Source organism: Streptomyces cinereoruber (genome assembly GCF_009299385.1).
Lineage (GTDB): Bacteria > Actinomycetota > Actinomycetes > Streptomycetales > Streptomycetaceae > Streptomyces > Streptomyces bikiniensis.
The window spans coordinates 4,992,117-5,007,588 of record NZ_CP023693.1 but is presented as its reverse complement, the minus strand read 5'-3'; the positions used below and the strand labels follow the sequence as shown (position 1 = coordinate 5,007,588).

Genomic DNA, 15,472 nt, shown 5'->3' with positions numbered 1-15,472 from the left:
CCCGCCGCCCGGGGATTACAGTCCGGGTATGAGTAAGCCCAGGTCCCTGGTCCTGCCGCCGCGCACCCGTGCCCGCCGTCTCGACACCGCGCGCGGGCCGTTCGCCGTGCTCGACGCGGAGCCGGACGGGGAGCGGCGGGGGACGGTGCTGCTGCTGCCCGGGTACACCGGCAGCAAGGAGGACTTCCTGGCCCTCCTCGGTCCGCTGACCGACGCCGGGTACCGGGCGGTGGCCGTGGACGGGCGCGGGCAGCACGACTCCCCGGGCCCCCGGGGCCGGGCCGCCTACCGCCGCCGGGCGCTCGCGCTCGACGCGGTGGCGCAGGCCGCCGCGCTCGGGGACGGTCCGGTGCACCTGGTGGGGCATTCGTTCGGCGGTCTGGTGGCCCGGGCGGCGGTGGCGGTCGCGCCGGACGCCTTCCGCTCGCTCACCCTGCTCTCCTCGGGCGTCGGCCGGGTCTCCCGGCCGCAGCGGGTCCGGGTGCGGGCGCTGCGGGCCGGGCTCGCGCTGCTGTCGAAGGAGCACGTCTGGCGGACGATGTGCTGGCTGGACAGCCGGGGCGAGGAGCCGGACACGTCCGACGTGCCGGGGCTCGCGGACTTCCTGCTGCGGCGCTGGAACCGCACCCGGATCGCCCAGCTGCGGGGCGCCGGGCGGCTGCTGCTCGACCGGAGGGACGGTACGGAGGAGCTGCTGGCGCTGCGGACGCCGCTGCACTTCGCGTACGGGACGGACGAGATGGTCTGGTCGACGGCGGACCTCGCCGCGGCGGCGGCCCGGACCGGCGCGCACCACACGGTGCTCGCGGGCGCGGGCCACTCCCCCAACGTGTCGCACCCCGAGGAGCTGACGGCCCGTCTCCTCGGCTTCTGGGAACGCGTGGTCGCGTCCCCGGAGGTCAGTACTGCGCCTTGAGGTGCTGCCAGAAGCCGTCCCGCAGGGAGCGCCGGAGCGCGGCGTGGCCGCGCAGGGAGCGGCCGAGCAGGCGCTCGGCCTCGACCAGCAGGTCCTGGTCGAACGATCCGGGCAGGTAGGGCGCGCCCGGCAGCAGCTCGGCGAGCCGGTCCCGGCCGCGCTCGGCGAGCCAGGTCGCCGCGATCTGCGCGCCGACGAAGCGCACCTCCTCGCGGGAGGGCGGCGGCTCGCCCTCGTTCTCGTACGTGGTGACGGGGCGGCGGGTGACGTACGGGCGGCAGAAGTCCAGGTCGAAGGTGCGCTGGCTGTCGACCTCCCAGAGGAGGGCCTCGGCCTGGTTGCGGCCCTCGGCGGCCTCGATGCCCCAGAGGTGGACACGGGCGCCGTAGCCCTGGGCGGCCTCGACGGCGGAGACCAGGTCCTCGTCGCCGCCGACGAGGGCGGCGTCGCTGATGGCGCGGTGGCGGGCCAGGGACTCCAGGTCCGTGCGGATGAGGGAGTCGACGCCCTTCTGCTGGTTGTTGGCGTTGAGGTTGCCGAGGCGGACCTTGACGTCGGGGAGTTCGGCGATGGCCTGCTGCTCGGGGGTGTGGATGCGGCGGCGGGCGCCGTCGTACCAGTAGACGCGCAGCAGGCGGCTGTCCGCGAAGATCGTGCGGGCCTTGTCGATGAAGGCCTCGATGAGCCCTTCCGCGTCGAGGTCGAAGGAGCGCCGGTCCTCGGTGCCGGCTACCAGCAACCCGGCCGCAGCATGGACGTAACCGGCGTCGACGAAGATGGCGTGGGTGGAAGGGGTCCTGGCGACCTCGGCCAGCATCCGCCGGAGGAGTTCGTTGGTGTGCTCCAGGCGTGCGTCGAGCGCGCGGAGGCGGGTGTCGGTCTCGGTCACCTGTGGGGTGTCTGCGTCGTTCATACGCGGCTCATTGTCCGCCGACGTCGGTCCGGCCGCCACACCCCCTTACTCGCCAGTATTTAGTCATCCGAAAATTTTCCTTAGCGTAAGGAATGTTTGCAGGATGCATGTCGTTGTAGAGGTACGTAACGCAGTTCTCCACCAGGAGGATCAACTCAGACGAAGGGAGAAGCCCGTGCGCTTCGAAATCCTGCGACTCGACGACGTCGACGGCACGCCCGTCGACCGGACGGTCGTGGACGCCGCCTCCGTCAACCGGATCGTGCAGCAGGCCGCCTCGATCGGCCAGCGCATCTGGATCCGCCCCGCCGAGACCTCGGCCTCGTAACAGGCCCGGTCCACACCACGCACCGCGCCCCCGCACGGACTTCGCGACAGCGGAATCCGTACGGGGGCGCAGTGGTGTCCGGGCCCGCCCCGGGAGGGGTCAGGAGCCCTGGACGACCTGGGTGACGCCGTTGATGATCTGCTGCACCGCGATGGCGGAGAGCATCATGCCGGCGAGCCGGGTCACCAGGACCACGCCGCCGTCCTTGATGATCCGGATGATCACGAGCGAGTACCGCATGGTCAGCCAGAGGACGACGTGCATGGCGGCGATGGCGGCCCAGACGGAGACCTGCGCGGCCGCGCTGTCGGCGTGCTGCACGGCGAGGATGACCGAGACGATCGCGCCGGGCCCGGCGAGCAGCGGCATGCCGAGCGGGACCAGGGCGACGTTGACGTCCTTGGTCTGTTTGGGCTCGTCGGTCTTGCCGGTGAGCAGGTCGAGCGCGATGAGCAGCAGGAGCAGTCCGCCCGCGATCATCAGGGCGGGGACGGAGACGTGCAGGTACGCCAGGATCTGCTGGCCCAGGATGCCGAAGACGGTGATGACGCCGAAGGCGACGGCGACGGCCTGCCAGGCCATGCGGCGCTGCACCTTGGCCGCGCGGCCGGAGGTGAGGGCGAGGAAGATCGGGGTGATCCCGGGGGGATCCATGATCACGAAGAGGGTCAGGAACAGCGAGCCGAAGACGGCGACGTCGAACACGGTGGGGTGCCTTGCGGGAGAGGTGGAACGGTGGGGTGTCGCCCACGGGGTTCGGAATGAGGGATTCCGTCACCGGGGCAGGGGGTGTGCCGCCCCGCGCGCGGCACGCGGCCGTACGGGGGTGGACCAGGAGCGGGAAGGCCTGCGGGCGCCTCCGCGGCACGGGCGCGCGGACGCGCCCCGGCGGACCGCCGGGTTCCGTGGCGGAGAGGGGGCCTAGGCGGTGACGGGTCCCCCGGCGCCGGGGACCGGGAAGGCGCCCGCCGCGCGGCGGGTGATCTCGCCGTAGATCTCGGGGTCGGTGGTGTACTCGCCGAGGCGGCAGGTCTTGCGGCTGCCGTGGTAGTCGCTGGAGCCGGTGGTCAGCAGCCCCAGCTCCTTGGCGAGGCCGCGCAGGCGCGCCCGCGTCGCCTCGTCGTGGTCCATGTGGTCGACCTCGATGCCGTCGAGACCGGCCTCGGCGAGCCGGGCGATCGAGGCCTCGGGGAGCACCTGGCCGCGCTTGACGGCGAGGGGGTGCGCGAAGACGGTGACGCCGCCGGCCGCCTTGACGAGGCGGATCGCCTCGACCGGGTCCAGCTCGTGCTTGCCGACGTACGCCCGGCCGCCGTCGGCGAGCCAGTCGGGCGTGAAGGCGCCGGACACGTCGGGTACGACCCCGAGTTCGACGAGCGCCTCGGCGACGTGCGGGCGGCCCACGGAGCCGTCGCCGGCGATCCGGGCGACCTGCTCCCAGGTGACGGGGACGCCGAGTTCCTGGAGCTTGCCGACCATGGCGCGGGCGCGGGGCACGCGGTCGTCGCGGACGAGTTCGCGCTCGGCGAGGAGCGCGGGCTCCTCCGGGTCGAAGAGGTACGCGAGCATGTGCAGGCCGATGCCGTCGATCCGGCAGGACAGCTCGGCCCCGGTGACGAGGGTCAGCCCCTCGGGCAGCGCGGCGATCGCCTCGGCGTGGCCGCGGGTGGTGTCGTGGTCCGTGAGGGCGACGACGTCGAGCCCGGCGGCGGCCGCGTTCCGGACGAGCTCGGCCGGGGAGTCCGTGCCGTCGGAGGCCGTGGAGTGGGTGTGCAGGTCGATGCGCACGACGCGGTACTCCGGGGGCTCGGGACGGACGTAGGGACGCTTCAGCATAACGGGCGAATCGAACACGCCCGTACGGAAGGAACGCGCTGTGTCCGGCGGGACCCAGGGCGTGTCCGGCGGATCGGGGGCGGGTAGTACGCGACGTCCGGTGCATGGGGTCTTCCCGGGCCCGCAAGGGCCCAGGGGAAGGCTCGCAAGGCGCCGGAGCGCCTCGATGGCGGAGCTGTCGGGGCGTTTCGGCAACGCGGCGCGGGGGCACCTCCCGTGCCCGAAGGGTTACGGGGGAGCCGTGCCGGGCGTCGCGGCCCCGGCCATGATCCGCCGGACACGCCCCAAGCGCGGTGGAACCCCGGGCCGGGCGGGGCCTCGGGGTGGTGAAGCCCCGCGCCCGGTGGCCGTCTCAGCCCAGCAGTCTCGGTGTGAGCGCCCCGCACGGCAGCAGTTCGACCTCGGCGCCGGCGTCGCGCAGGTCCGTCAGGACCAGCTCGTCGTACATCAGGAGGCCGGACTGCTCGGGCCAGACGATCGCCCACAGCCACAGGCCGCGCGCCTCGCCCGCGAAGACCGCGCGGTCGTGCGGGGCGCCGTTGACGTGCCAGAGCGGGGTGGGGCGCCCGGCGGCGAGCACCTTCGTCTGGGGCGGCTTCTCGATGGCCATCCCGGCGCCGGGGTCGAGCCCGTCGATGCCGGCGTACCGGGCGCCGAGGCCGACGCCGAGCTCCTCTGCGACCAGGAGCAGCTCCCCGATCCCGCCGAGGGGGCCGGGGCCCGAGCAGGCGACGGCGGTCGCGCGTCCGCCGCTGCGGTCGTCGCCCGCGTACGCGACGCCGGTGAAGAGCCAGCCGACCGGCAGGGGCCACGGCATCCACACGGGCACCTGGGAGCGGTGCACCACGACGCCGAGGGCTTCGACGCTGGGCGGGACGACGGGCTGGAGCGGGTGCACCGAGCCGTGCACGTCACACTGCCAGGAGTCGGCGAAGAGACCGGGCGCTCTGACCCGGCCACCGCACTTCGGGCAACTGGGTTCGCCCCTCATAGGGCTCAACGGTCCTACCCCTTCCGTCCCGCGTCAAGGACGACCCCGAACGATCACCCGTCCGGCACGGGCCGCCCACTCGCACATCCCTTCCGCTATACCCGCGCAGCACCTCCGCATATAGGTGTAGTTTGCACGTATCAGCCGGGTGGCGCGGGTGCCCGTTTGCCTTGGCGGGCACGGGCAAAACGGATTCCATGAGAGGCATCGACTCCGTCATAAGAACCGTGGCCAACGTGCTCGCGGGCATCCTCGTCGTGTGGATCGCCCTCGACCTGCTCGACGCCAACCGGGGCAACACGGTCGTCGGCTGGTTCCACAGCGCCGCCGACTGGCTCGCCGCCTGGTCGATCGGGCTGTTCGACGTCTCCGGGCACACCCTTCAGGTGCTGCTCGACTACGGCGTCCCCGCCGTCGTGTACGTGGTGATCGCCGGCCTGATCGCCCGCGCGGCCTCGCCCCGGATCCGGTGAACGGGACCGAGCCCCACAACCGGGACCGAAGCCGGGACCGGGCCCGAAGCCGGGACCGGGCCCCGGACCGTACGCGTCCTCAGTCCAGCTCCACCGACCTGCGCAGGGGATCGCGCAGGTCCGTCCCCCGGGCCAGCCAGCGCTCCTCCAGGGCCTGCGCCCCGTGCACCCGCTTCCACGCCGCCTCGTTCGAGGTCATCGGCAGCAGCGGCAGGAAGCGCACCGGGTCCAGCGGCTCGTCCAGCTCCAGGTCCTCCACCAGGCCTCCCGACCCGGCGACCAGGACCGAGCTGAAGGGGGCGCCCGGCCAGAGCGGCTCGCCCACGTCGAGCGAGGCGCCCGGGGCCACGACCACGCCCTCGACCTGCGGGGTGGAGGCGAGCACCGCGAGCGGGCGCAGCACCTTGTCGGTGTCGGCGAGACCGGCCCGTACGGTGAGGACGAGCTCCGCGCGCGGGCCCTTCACCGGATCGGCGAGGACGGCGGTCGGATCGGCCATCGGCTGCGCGGACATCCCGAGGGTCGCGTACCGCACGAGATCGCCCTCGACGAAGCGGAGCACCTCGATCCGGTCCGTGCCGAGAAACGTCACCGCGGCGCGCGCGTCCGGTTCCCCGAGGGCCGTTCGCAACCGGGCCTCGACCAGAGCAAGAACTTCTCCCATGACTTGAGCATAAAGCGCGTACGGAACGGGCAAAGGAAGGGATTGACCCTCTGTCGGCTGATAGTGTGGGGCGCTGGCCGGGAGCGTGGTATCCCCCGACCACTCGTCACACGTCATCCCTCACGAGGGACCGGCCGGAGGAGGTGGGGCTGCGATGGACCGAAGTCGGTCGGGCAGTACCAGCGGCTCTTCCGCCCCGCACCCGAGCCCGGTGCGCTTCTCCTCCCGGTGATCCCGGGTCCGCGTGATCTCCCCGGTCCGACAGCCCGTACGGACCGCGCGGCCCTCCTTCCCCGGCATCTCGCACGACGGAAGAGCACTTCGTCCTTGCCTGTCTGTAGCGAATGTCTGTAGCGAACGCCGTCACCGCGATCCCTCCGGTGCCGCCCGCTTTGTGGACGACGTAGCTCCACGTCCCCATTCCGGGCTGTGCCACGCTCGCCGACGGCCTCTCCGTGAAGGAGCATGCCCATGTCGATGATCCGTGACCTGCGTGCCGCCGTCCGTCCGAGCCTGCGGCACCCCCTGCGCAAGACCCCCACCACGTACACCGCGTACGACCCCACCCGCGACCACTCGGCGTCCACCGCCGTCGTGGACTGCGCCGTCTACCGCGACGGGCGGCGGGTCGAGGACGACGCGTGCCTGACCCCGCGCGGCGCGATGCGGCGCGTGAGGGAGAAGGGCGGCTTCGCCTGGATCGGCCTGCACGAGCCGACCGAGGCCGAATTCGCCGGTATCGCCGCCGAGTTCGGGCTGCACCCGCTCGCCGTCGAGGACGCCGTCCACGCCCACCAGCGGCCCAAGCTGGAGCGGTACGACGACACCCTCTTCACCGTCTTCAAGACGATCCACTACGTCGAGCACACCGAACTCACCGCGACCAGCGAGGTCGTGGAGACCGGCGAGGTCATGTGCTTCACCGGCCCCGACTTCGTCATCACCGTCCGGCACGGCGGCCAGGGCTCCCTGCGCAACCTCCGCCACCGCCTCCAGGGCGAGCCCGAACTGCTCTCCAAGGGCCCCTCGGCCGTCCTGCACGCCATCGCGGACCACGTCGTGGACGGCTACATCGCGGTCGCCGACGCCGTCGAGCTGGACATCGACCAGCTGGAGATCGACGTCTTCTCGCCGGCCGTGAAGGGCTCCACGCGCGGCACGGACACCGGCCGGATCTATCAGCTCAAGCGCGAGGTACTGGAGTTCAAGCGGGCCGTCACCCCGCTGCTCCGGCCGATGCAGCTGCTCAGCGAGCGGCCGATGCGGCTCGTGGACCCCGACATCCAGAAGTACTTCCGGGACGTCGCCGACCACCTCGCCCGCGTCCAGGAGCAGGTCGTCGGCTTCGACGAACTCCTCAACTCGATCCTCCAGGCCAACCTGGCGCAGGCGACCGTCGCGCAGAACGAGGACATGCGCAAGATCACCTCGTGGGCGGCGATCGTCGCCGTCCCCACGGCGGTCTGCGGGGTGTACGGCATGAACTTCGACCACATGCCGGAGCTGCACTGGAAGTACGGCTACCCGATGGTGCTCACCGGCATCGTCCTGGTCTGCCTCACCATCCACCGCACCCTCAAGCGCAACGGCTGGCTGTAGCCCCGGCCCGGATCGATAGGCTGCGGGCATGACCGATCAGTCGCTCGGGCCCGCCCTCGTCGAGGAGGCCACCAAGAAGTCCGGCCTGGTGTGGGTGCGCGGCACCGGGCCCGCCCGCGCGCTCTGGCACGTCTGGCACGACGGCGCCGCGCTCGTCGTCGGCGACGGCCCCGGCGAGCAGCCGCTGCCGGGCCTGGTGGACGGCGGGACGGCCGAGGTGACCGTCCGCAGCAAGGACAAGGGCGGCCGGATCGTCGCCTGGACGGCCGCCGTGCGCGAGCTCGCCGCCGGTACGGAGGAGTGGGACGCGGCCGTCGCGGAGCTGAAGGGCAAGCGGCTCAACGCGCCCGACGGCGAGGCGATGCCGGAGCGCTGGGCGCGCGAATGCCGGGTGCTGCGGCTCGACCCGCGCGAGGTCGCCGCCGGGCTGCCGGACGGCTCCCTGGCGGCCGTACCGCTGCCCACGGCGGCCACGACCCGCCGCCCCGTGCCGGCCGCGCTCCCGCGGCTGCTCCTGAAGCGCCGCAAGCGCCGCTGAGCGGCGGGCCCCCGGGGTCCTCAGCCGCGGGGCAGCTGCTTCCCGTAGTCCACGATCTCGTCCTTCGTCGGCGCGGCGAGCGGGAAGTCCTTGTTCCAGTCGGAGAGCGTCACCACGCCCCCGCCGCCGCCGCGCGCGAACTGCACGGGGTACGGGGAGCCGTCCAGGGACACGTCGAGGACGCCGCCCCCGCCGTCCGCGCCGCCCTTGACCTTGATGGTGCGGACCGCGCCGACCCGCGTGCGGTCCCCCTTGACCTTCTCGCCGTGCAGCCCGATCAGCCCGTCGAGCAGCGGCTTCATGTCGGTGAAGCCGCGCAGCTGCTTGTACGAGGGGTCGTCCTGCGGCACCTTCACGTACTTGCCGTCGAGCTTCTCGGCGGCCTCGACGTCCTCCTTCGTCGGCTTGGCGTCCCCCTTGTCGTGGGACCAGAAGCCGGCGTCGGCCTTCAGGTAGAGCACGTCGCCGACCCGCATCAGCTCGAAGGTGCTGTTCTTCGTCGTCACCGAGCCGATGGCGCCGTCCTGCTTGAGGCGCATGTTCAGCTTGAAGGTGCCGCCCTTGCTGACCAGGGTGCCGGCCAGGCGCACCGACGTCGCCCCGTCCGCCACCGTCCGCGCCTCGCGCTCGATCTCGGGGGCGGCGAGCCTCCCGACCCCGTTGGTCCCCTCGTCCGGGTCCTCGGCGCAGGCCGCGAGCCCCGCCACCAGTCCGGCGCAGAGCGCCAGGGGCACGACGGCCCCGCGGATACGCGATGCCGGGGTGCGGACGGTCATCTGCGCTGCCTCTCGTGATCGTGCGGGCGTACGGGCGCCGGGACCCGGCCGGGCGGAAGGGCGGGATCCTGCACCCGTACCGGTACCGGGGGTTCCGGCTCCGGTACCGGGGTAACAGCAGACCGCAGCGTACCCGGGCCGGCCGGCGGCCCTCACGGGCAGCCGTACGGAGGCACTGCCGGGGCGGCCCGTACCGGCACGGGCTAGCCTGAACCGGTAGGGCTCCGTGATCACCGGCGGGGCGCTGCGAGGACTGGAATCGTGCGACACCGAGGAGGCGCGTGGCATGGCGGCAGGCGCCCCCCGGATCTTCGTCTCCCACCTGGCGGGGGTCCCCGTCTTCGACCCCGTCGGCGACCAGGTCGGCCGGGTCAGCGACCTGGTGGCCATGCTCCGGGTCGGCCGCCGCCCGCCGCGCCTGCTCGGCATGGTCGTGGAGGTGCTGAGCCGCCGCCGGGTCTTCGTGCCCATGACCCGGATCACCGGCGTCGAGTCCGGCCAGGTCATCACCACCGGCGTGGTCAACATGCGCCGCTTCGAACAGCGCCCCACCGAGCGGCTCGTCCTCGGCGAGCTCCTGGACCGGCGGGTCCGGCTCGTGGAGGCCGACGGCCGGGAGGGCGAGGAGGTCACCGTCCTCGACATCGCCATCCAGCAGCTGCCCGCCCGCCGCGACTGGGAGATCGACAAGGTCTTCGTCCGCAAGGGCAAGGGCGGGGCGCTGCGCCGCAAGGGCGAGACGCTGACCGTCGAGTGGTCGGCCGTCACCGGCTTCTCCCTGGAGGAGCACGGTCAGGGCGCCGAGAACCTGCTCGCCACCTTCGAGAAGCTGCGCCCGGCCGACCTGGCCAACGCCCTGCACCACCTCTCCCCCAAGCGGCGCGCCGAGGTGGCCGCGGCCCTCGACGACGACCGGCTCGCGGACGTCCTCGAAGAGCTGCCGGAGGACGACCAGATCGAGATCATCGGCAAGCTGAAGGAGGAGCGCGCGGCCGACGTCCTGGAGGCGATGGACCCGGACGACGCGGCCGACCTGCTGTCCGAGCTGCCCGAGGAGGACCAGGAGCGGCTGCTGACCCTGATGCAGCCGGACGACGCGGCGGACGTGCGGCGCCTCCTGGCGTACGAGGAGCGCACGGCGGGCGGTCTGATGACGACGGAGCCGATCGTGCTGCGGCCGGACGCGACCGTCGCGGACGCGCTCGCCCGGGTCCGCCAGCAGGACCTGTCCCCGGCGCTCGCCGCGCAGGTGTACGTGTGCCGGCCGCCGGACGAGACGCCGACGGGGAAGTACCTGGGCACGGTGCACTTCCAGCGGCTCCTGCGGGACCCGCCGTTCACCCTGGTCAGCTCGATCGTGGACAGCGACCTGCCGCCGCTCGGCCCGGACACCCCGCTGCCGGCCGTCACCAGCTACCTCGCCGCGTACAACATGGTGGCCGCGCCCGTCGTGGACGAGAGCGGCTCCCTGCTCGGCGCGGTGACCGTCGACGACGTACTGGACCACCTGCTGCCGGACGACTGGCGCGAGACCGAGTTCCACGAGGAGCACGAGGAGGAGGGGGCGGGGCATGGCCGCTGAACGCACGCAGGACCGGGAGCGCGAGCGGGACCGGGAGCGGGCCGTGCCCCGGATCCGGCTCGACCTGCCGCGCGAGCGCCGGGCCAGACTGCTGCCGGAGTACGACCCGGAGGCCTTCGGGCGCATGTCGGAGCGGATCGCCCGCTTCCTGGGGACGGGCCGGTTCCTGGTCTGGATGACGCTGACGATCGTCGTCTGGGTGCTGTGGAACATCTTCGCGCCGGGGCCGCTGAAGTTCGACGAGTACCCGTTCATCTTCCTGACCCTCGCCCTGTCCCTCCAGGCCTCGTACGCGGCGCCGCTGATCCTGCTCGCGCAGAACCGGCAGGACGACCGGGACCGGGTCAACCTCGAACAGGACCGGAAGCAGAACGAGCGGTCGATCGCGGACACCGAGTACCTGACGCGGGAGATCGCGGCGCTGCGCATGGGGCTCGGCGAGGTCGCCACGCGCGACTGGATCCGCTCCGAGCTCCAGGACCTCCTCAAGGAGATGGAGGAGCGCCGGGATCTATTCCCGTCCGGCGACACCCGGGGACGTGACGTACCCGACCGTTGACAGCTCTTTCATGGGCCGGTGGTCGGCGCCGTACCATCGTCGGTATGGCTACGGAAGACGCGGTGCTCGAAGCACTGGCGACGGTGAACGACCCTGAGATCAACAAGCCGATCACTGAGCTCGGCATGGTCAAGTCGGTGGAGATCGAACCGGACGGCAGGGTCGCCGTCACGGTCTACCTGACCGTCGCCGGCTGCCCCATGCGCGACACCATCACCCAGCGGGTGACCGAGGCCGTGTCCCGGGTCGAGGGCGTCACCGCCGTCGACGTGACGCTGGACGTGATGGGCGACGAGCAGCGCAAGGAGCTGGCGGCGGCGCTGCGCGGCACGACCGCCGAGCGCGAGGTGCCCTTCGCGAAGCCCGGCTCGCTGACCCGGGTGTACGCGGTGGCGTCCGGCAAGGGCGGCGTCGGCAAGTCCTCCGTGACCGTGAACCTGGCGGCCGCGATGGCCGCCGACGGTCTGAAGGTCGGCGTCGTGGACGCCGACATCTACGGCCACAGCGTGCCCCGGATGCTGGGCGCGGACGGTCTTCCGACCCAGGTCGAGAACATGATCATGCCGCCGTCGGCGAACGGCGTGAAGGTCATCTCCATCGGCATGTTCACCCCGGGCAACGCGCCGGTGGTGTGGCGCGGCCCGATGCTGCACCGCGCGCTCCAGCAGTTCCTCGCGGACGTGTACTGGGGCGACCTGGACGTCCTCCTGCTCGACCTGCCCCCGGGCACCGGTGACATCGCGATCTCGGTCGCGCAGCTCGTGCCGAACGCCGAGATCCTGGTCGTCACCACCCCGCAGCAGGCGGCGGCCGAGGTCGCCGAGCGGGCCGGCTCGATCGCCGTCCAGACGCACCAGAAGATCGTCGGCGTCGTGGAGAACATGGCGGGCCTGCCGTGTCCGCACTGCGACGAGATGGTGGACGTGTTCGGCACCGGCGGCGGCCAGAAGGTCGCGGACGGTCTGACGCAGACCACGGGCGCGACGGTCCCGGTCCTCGGCTCGATCCCGATCGACGTGCGGCTGCGCGAGGGCGGCGACGACGGCAGGCCGGTCGTCCTGTCCGACCCGGACTCCCCCGCCGGCGCGGCGCTCCGCGCCATCGCGGGCAAGCTGGGCGGCCGCCAGCGCGGCCTGTCGGGCATGAGCCTGGGCATCACGCCGCGGAACAAGTTCTGAGTCCTGACGCACGGAGAAGGGGCGCCCCTACGAGGGGCGCCCCTTCCTCATGTCCTCAGGCGTACGCGCCGAGGTCCTTGATCTGCGAGAAGCCGAGCCCGTACGCGCTCATCCCCCGCCCGTACGCCCCCAGGTGCACGCCCGCCGCCGAGCCGGCCAGGACCCAGCCGAACTCGGTCTCGCGGTAGTGGAACGGCACCGGCACCCCGTCCACTGGCAGCGAGAGCGTCGTCCAGGCGGGCCCGTCGAGGTCGTCGGCCAGCTCGAAGGCCGTCTCGGTCTGCTGGTCCAGCCAGTTGTCGCGCGTCATGTGGTCGAGCGAGGCCGGCCAGGTGTGGACGAGCAGTCCGGATCCGGCCAGCCAGGCCGCGGTGGAGACCGTGGTGGCCTCGAGGACGCCCGTCCCGTCGCCGGTCCGCCGCACGGGGCTCGCCGCGACCGTCACGACGACGGCGAAACGCTCCTTCTCCGTGCCGCTCGCGTCGGACTTTATCGACGGCGCCTCGCCGTGCCCGGTCGATCCGTGCTGCACGCTGCCGTCCGCGGCCGTGCCGACCTGCATCAGCCGGCGCGGTCCGGTGAACGCCTCGTCGAGGCCGTACCAGGCGAAGGGCGCCCGCAGGTAGTCCTCGTCGGCCCGCCGGGCCGCGGGTCTGCCCTCCGCCCGGCTGGTGGTCTCCACCCGGCTCGTGGTCTCCATCTCGGCCGCCTCCTCGTTCCGTCGACAGAGCGAGGATAGCCACCGGGGCGCGCCGGATCGGTGACGGCCCGTCGTCAGGTCGCGTCGGAGTCGTACGGCGGGCGCTCGGCGGCGGCCGGCCCGTCCTGCTTCTTGAGGAGGTCGGGGGTGCCGGCCGGGGAGCCGTTCGCCGTCGTCCCGGCGCCCGCCGAGCCGTTGACGGCGGGCAGGGTCTCGCGGCCGTGGACCGCGTCGGCGACCTCGTTCATCTCCTTCTTGAGGTCGAAGGTGCTGCGCAGGTCCTTGAGCTCCTTGAGGTCCTCGTTGTTCTCCAGCTGCTTGCGGAGGAACGTCTTGGGGTTGAGGTCCTCGAACTCGAAGTCCTTGAACTCCGGGCCCAGCTCGCTGCGGATGTCGCTCTTCGCGCTGTCGGAGAACTCGCGGATCTTCCGGATGAAGCGCGAGACGTCCTGGATCACCTTCGGGAGCTTGTCCGGCCCGAAGACGAGCACGGCGAGGACCACGAGCGTCACCAGCTCGAGTGCGCCTATGTCGGTGAACACCTTGTCGCTCCTTCACGCCGGTCCGGGGCCCGGTCCACGGTACCCGCCGAAACCTCCGGGCGGGTACCTCGCGATGTCCGCCGCATGGCGCTCAGGTGCCCTGCGAGGAGCCGAGCGTCAACGTCTTTGTCAGCTCTTTGCCGTCGCGCTCCAGGGTGAGCTCCAGGCGGTCGCCGGGACGGTGGGCGCGGATCTTCACGATCAGCTCCTCGCCGTTGTGCACCCGCTGGCCGTCGACCTTGGTGATGACGTCGCCGGGCCGGAGCCCCGCCTTGGCGGCCGGGCCGCCGGGCGTGACGGAGGCGGTGCCGTCCTTGCCCTTCTGGCCGACGCGGGCGCCGTCGCCGTTGTACTGCATGTCGAGGCTGACGCCGATGACCGGGTGGGTGGCCTTGCCCGTGTTGATGAGCTCCTCGGCGACCCGCTTGCCCTGGTTGATCGGTATGGCGAAGCCGAGGCCGATGGAGCCGGGCTGGCTGGCGCCGCCGCCCTCGCCGTCGCCGCCGGAGCCGCCGGCCGCGCGGATCGCGCTGTTGATGCCGATGACCCGGGCCTTGGAGTCGAGGAGGGGGCCGCCGGAGTTGCCGGGGTTGATGGGGGCGTCGGTCTGGAGGGCGTCGACGTAGCTGACGTCGCTGCCGTCGCCCTTCTCGCCGCCGGCGGTGATCGGGCGCTCCTTGGCGCTGATGATGCCGGAGGTGACCGTGTTGGAGAGGTCGAAGGGGGCGCCGATGGCGACGACGGGGTCGCCGACGCGGACGCCGTCGGAGTTGCCGAGCGGCAGGGGCTTGAGGCCGGAGACGCCGGTGACCTGGACGACGGCCAGGTCGTAGCCGGTGTCCTTGCCGACGAGCTTGGCGCGGGCGGTCTCGCCGCTGGAGAAGGTCACCGAGATGTCCGCGGAGGACCGGGCCCCGTCCACGACGTGGTTGTTGGTGAGGATGTGGCCCTTGGTGTCCAGGACGAAGCCGGTGCCGGTGCCGGACGAGCCGCCGCCCCTGACGTGCAGGGTGACCACGCCGGGCAGGGCGCTGGCGGCGATCCCGGCCACGCTCTCCGGGGCGCGGCCGGTGTCCTTGGCGTCGGACTGGGGCAGCTCGACGGTGGTGAGTCCGCCGTTGCGCTCGACGTACGCGCCGATCCCGCCGCCGATGACGCCGGTGATCAGCGCGAAGACGAGCGCCCCGGCGACGGCGAGCCCCTTGCGGGACCTCTTCGCGGGCGGGGGCGGCAGCGCGGGACCGCCGACGCCCCAGGGGTCGTACTGCGTCCAGGGCGCGGGCCCCTGCGGGTGCGGCGGCACGGGCCCCTGCTGGTGGGGCGGTACGGGGGCCGGGGGCCGCTGCACGGGCGGCGCGGGCGCCCACGGCCCGGGCTCGCCGTAGGGCGGCGTCCGGTACTCGTCGGGGGCGTGCAGGGGCTGTGCCTGCGTCTGTGCCTGCGGCGCGGGGACGGGAGCCGGGTCCTGGACGTGCGGTACCTCTTCCGGGGCCGGGTCCCGGGGCTCGCCCTTGGTCAGGACGACGCAGGGTGCGGGGTCCGGAGAACCGGCCGCGACGGGCTCGGGGGCCTGGGGGCCGGTGCCGGTGGTTTCGGCTTCGGCTTCGGCGGCCCGGGCGTCGGCTCCTGCGGGCCCGGCGGCCCGGAGGTCGGTCCCGGCGGGCTCGGGAGCCTGGGCCGGGGGTGTCGTCGGCGGGTGCGGCGCGGGCAGGGGGAAGTCGCCGTCGCCGTCACCGGACGGAGGCGGCGCGGGTATCCGCGCCGCCTCCGGTGCGCTCGAAGGACGGCTCCACCAGTTCGGCTTCCCGTTGTTCATGCTCTCCCCGCAACCGCTGACCCGTCCGCGCCCCTGGAGCGGACGCCACTGTCCCTGGATT

At 72.7% G+C, this 15,472-nt stretch carries 17 protein-coding genes; 8 read left to right on the top strand and 9 right to left on the bottom strand.

Annotated features, from left to right (window positions below; all coding sequences use genetic code 11):
• The first annotated feature begins 28 nt into the window (after positions 1–28).
• The gene (locus CP977_RS22735; RefSeq protein WP_109185319.1) at positions 29–916 is read left to right on the top strand and encodes an alpha/beta fold hydrolase; all 888 of its coding nucleotides are present in this window, start codon (positions 29–31) and stop codon (positions 914–916) included.
• Here CP977_RS22735 and CP977_RS22730 read toward each other — a convergent pair.
• A complete protein-coding gene (locus tag CP977_RS22730; protein WP_152370729.1) occupies positions 900–1,829 on the bottom strand; it encodes an NYN domain-containing protein in 930 nt (309 codons plus the stop codon). The two genes, CP977_RS22735 and CP977_RS22730, sit on opposite strands and share 17 nt — an antisense overlap.
• 175 nt (positions 1,830–2,004) lie before the next feature.
• Between CP977_RS22730 and CP977_RS22725 the strand changes: the two genes are divergently transcribed.
• Entirely contained in the window at positions 2,005–2,157 is a 153-nt protein-coding gene (locus CP977_RS22725; protein WP_104860408.1) for a hypothetical protein, read from the top strand.
• 99 nt (positions 2,158–2,256) lie between these two features.
• Here the strand turns inward: CP977_RS22725 and CP977_RS22720 are convergent, their stop codons facing one another.
• The 3 genes from CP977_RS22720 to CP977_RS22710 all read right to left on the bottom strand — a co-directional run bounded on the left by CP977_RS22720 (position 2,257) and on the right by CP977_RS22710 (position 4,984).
• A complete protein-coding gene (locus tag CP977_RS22720; RefSeq protein WP_062752370.1) occupies positions 2,257–2,862 on the bottom strand; it encodes a MarC family protein in 606 nt (201 codons plus the stop codon).
• A gap of 216 nt (positions 2,863–3,078) precedes the next feature.
• Positions 3,079–3,945, bottom strand: coding sequence for a PHP domain-containing protein (locus tag CP977_RS22715; protein ID WP_062756881.1), 867 nt, complete (start codon positions 3,943–3,945; stop codon positions 3,079–3,081).
• Between the two features lie 400 nt (positions 3,946–4,345).
• Positions 4,346–4,984, bottom strand: coding sequence for a DUF6758 family protein (locus CP977_RS22710; protein WP_109185318.1), 639 nt, complete (start codon positions 4,982–4,984; stop codon positions 4,346–4,348).
• Positions 4,985–5,181: 197 nt separating this feature from the next.
• On the opposite strand from CP977_RS22710, the gene CP977_RS22705 reads away from it, so the two are divergent.
• Positions 5,182–5,457: a hypothetical protein gene (locus tag CP977_RS22705; protein ID WP_152370728.1), complete on the top strand. Its 276-nt coding sequence runs from the start codon at positions 5,182–5,184 to the stop codon at positions 5,455–5,457.
• A 79-nt stretch (positions 5,458–5,536) separates the two neighbouring features.
• Here the strand turns inward: CP977_RS22705 and CP977_RS22700 are convergent, their stop codons facing one another.
• Positions 5,537–6,121 (bottom strand): suppressor of fused domain protein, encoded by a 585-nt coding sequence (locus CP977_RS22700; RefSeq protein WP_062752375.1) that lies wholly within the window; start codon positions 6,119–6,121, stop codon positions 5,537–5,539.
• Positions 6,122–6,592: 471 nt separating this feature from the next.
• On the opposite strand from CP977_RS22700, the gene CP977_RS22690 reads away from it, so the two are divergent.
• Entirely contained in the window at positions 6,593–7,720 is a 1,128-nt protein-coding gene (locus tag CP977_RS22690) for a magnesium and cobalt transport protein CorA (protein ID WP_030207137.1), read from the top strand.
• A 28-nt stretch (positions 7,721–7,748) separates the two neighbouring features.
• Positions 7,749–8,258, top strand: coding sequence for a hypothetical protein (locus tag CP977_RS22685; protein ID WP_030207133.1), 510 nt, complete (start codon positions 7,749–7,751; stop codon positions 8,256–8,258).
• A 20-nt stretch (positions 8,259–8,278) separates the two neighbouring features.
• Here CP977_RS22685 and CP977_RS22680 read toward each other — a convergent pair whose 3' ends face one another.
• Complete coding sequence (locus tag CP977_RS22680; protein WP_062752376.1) at positions 8,279–9,034, bottom strand: hypothetical protein; 756 nt, start codon at positions 9,032–9,034, stop codon at positions 8,279–8,281.
• A 286-nt stretch (positions 9,035–9,320) separates the two neighbouring features.
• Between CP977_RS22680 and CP977_RS22675 the strand changes: the two genes are divergently transcribed.
• The 3 genes from CP977_RS22675 to CP977_RS22665 are packed head-to-tail and all read left to right on the top strand — an operon-like array spanning position 9,321 to position 12,353.
• Positions 9,321–10,616 carry a magnesium transporter MgtE N-terminal domain-containing protein gene (locus CP977_RS22675; protein ID WP_062752377.1) on the top strand — a complete coding sequence of 432 codons (1,296 nt, stop codon included), beginning with the start codon at positions 9,321–9,323 and terminating at the stop codon, positions 10,614–10,616.
• The gene (locus CP977_RS22670) at positions 10,606–11,175 is read left to right on the top strand and encodes a DUF1003 domain-containing protein (RefSeq protein ID WP_062752378.1); all 570 of its coding nucleotides are present in this window, start codon (positions 10,606–10,608) and stop codon (positions 11,173–11,175) included. Before CP977_RS22675 ends, CP977_RS22670 begins: the two co-directional genes overlap by 11 nt.
• Positions 11,176–11,219: 44 nt before the next feature.
• Positions 11,220–12,353, top strand: a complete 1,134-nt coding sequence (locus CP977_RS22665) for an Mrp/NBP35 family ATP-binding protein (RefSeq protein WP_062752379.1) — start codon at positions 11,220–11,222, stop codon at positions 12,351–12,353.
• Between the two features lie 55 nt (positions 12,354–12,408).
• Here the strand turns inward: CP977_RS22665 and CP977_RS22660 are convergent, their stop codons facing one another.
• The 3 genes from CP977_RS22660 to CP977_RS22650 form a co-directional block, all read right to left on the bottom strand.
• The gene (locus CP977_RS22660; protein WP_062752380.1) at positions 12,409–13,053 is read right to left on the bottom strand and encodes a hypothetical protein; all 645 of its coding nucleotides are present in this window, start codon (positions 13,051–13,053) and stop codon (positions 12,409–12,411) included.
• 74 nt (positions 13,054–13,127) lie between these two features.
• The gene (locus CP977_RS22655) at positions 13,128–13,595 is read right to left on the bottom strand and encodes a sec-independent translocase (protein WP_062752381.1); all 468 of its coding nucleotides are present in this window, start codon (positions 13,593–13,595) and stop codon (positions 13,128–13,130) included.
• Positions 13,596–13,686: 91 nt separating this feature from the next.
• The gene (locus CP977_RS22650; protein WP_152370727.1) at positions 13,687–15,411 is read right to left on the bottom strand and encodes a S1C family serine protease; all 1,725 of its coding nucleotides are present in this window, start codon (positions 15,409–15,411) and stop codon (positions 13,687–13,689) included.
• Between the last annotated feature and the right edge of the window lie 61 nt (positions 15,412–15,472).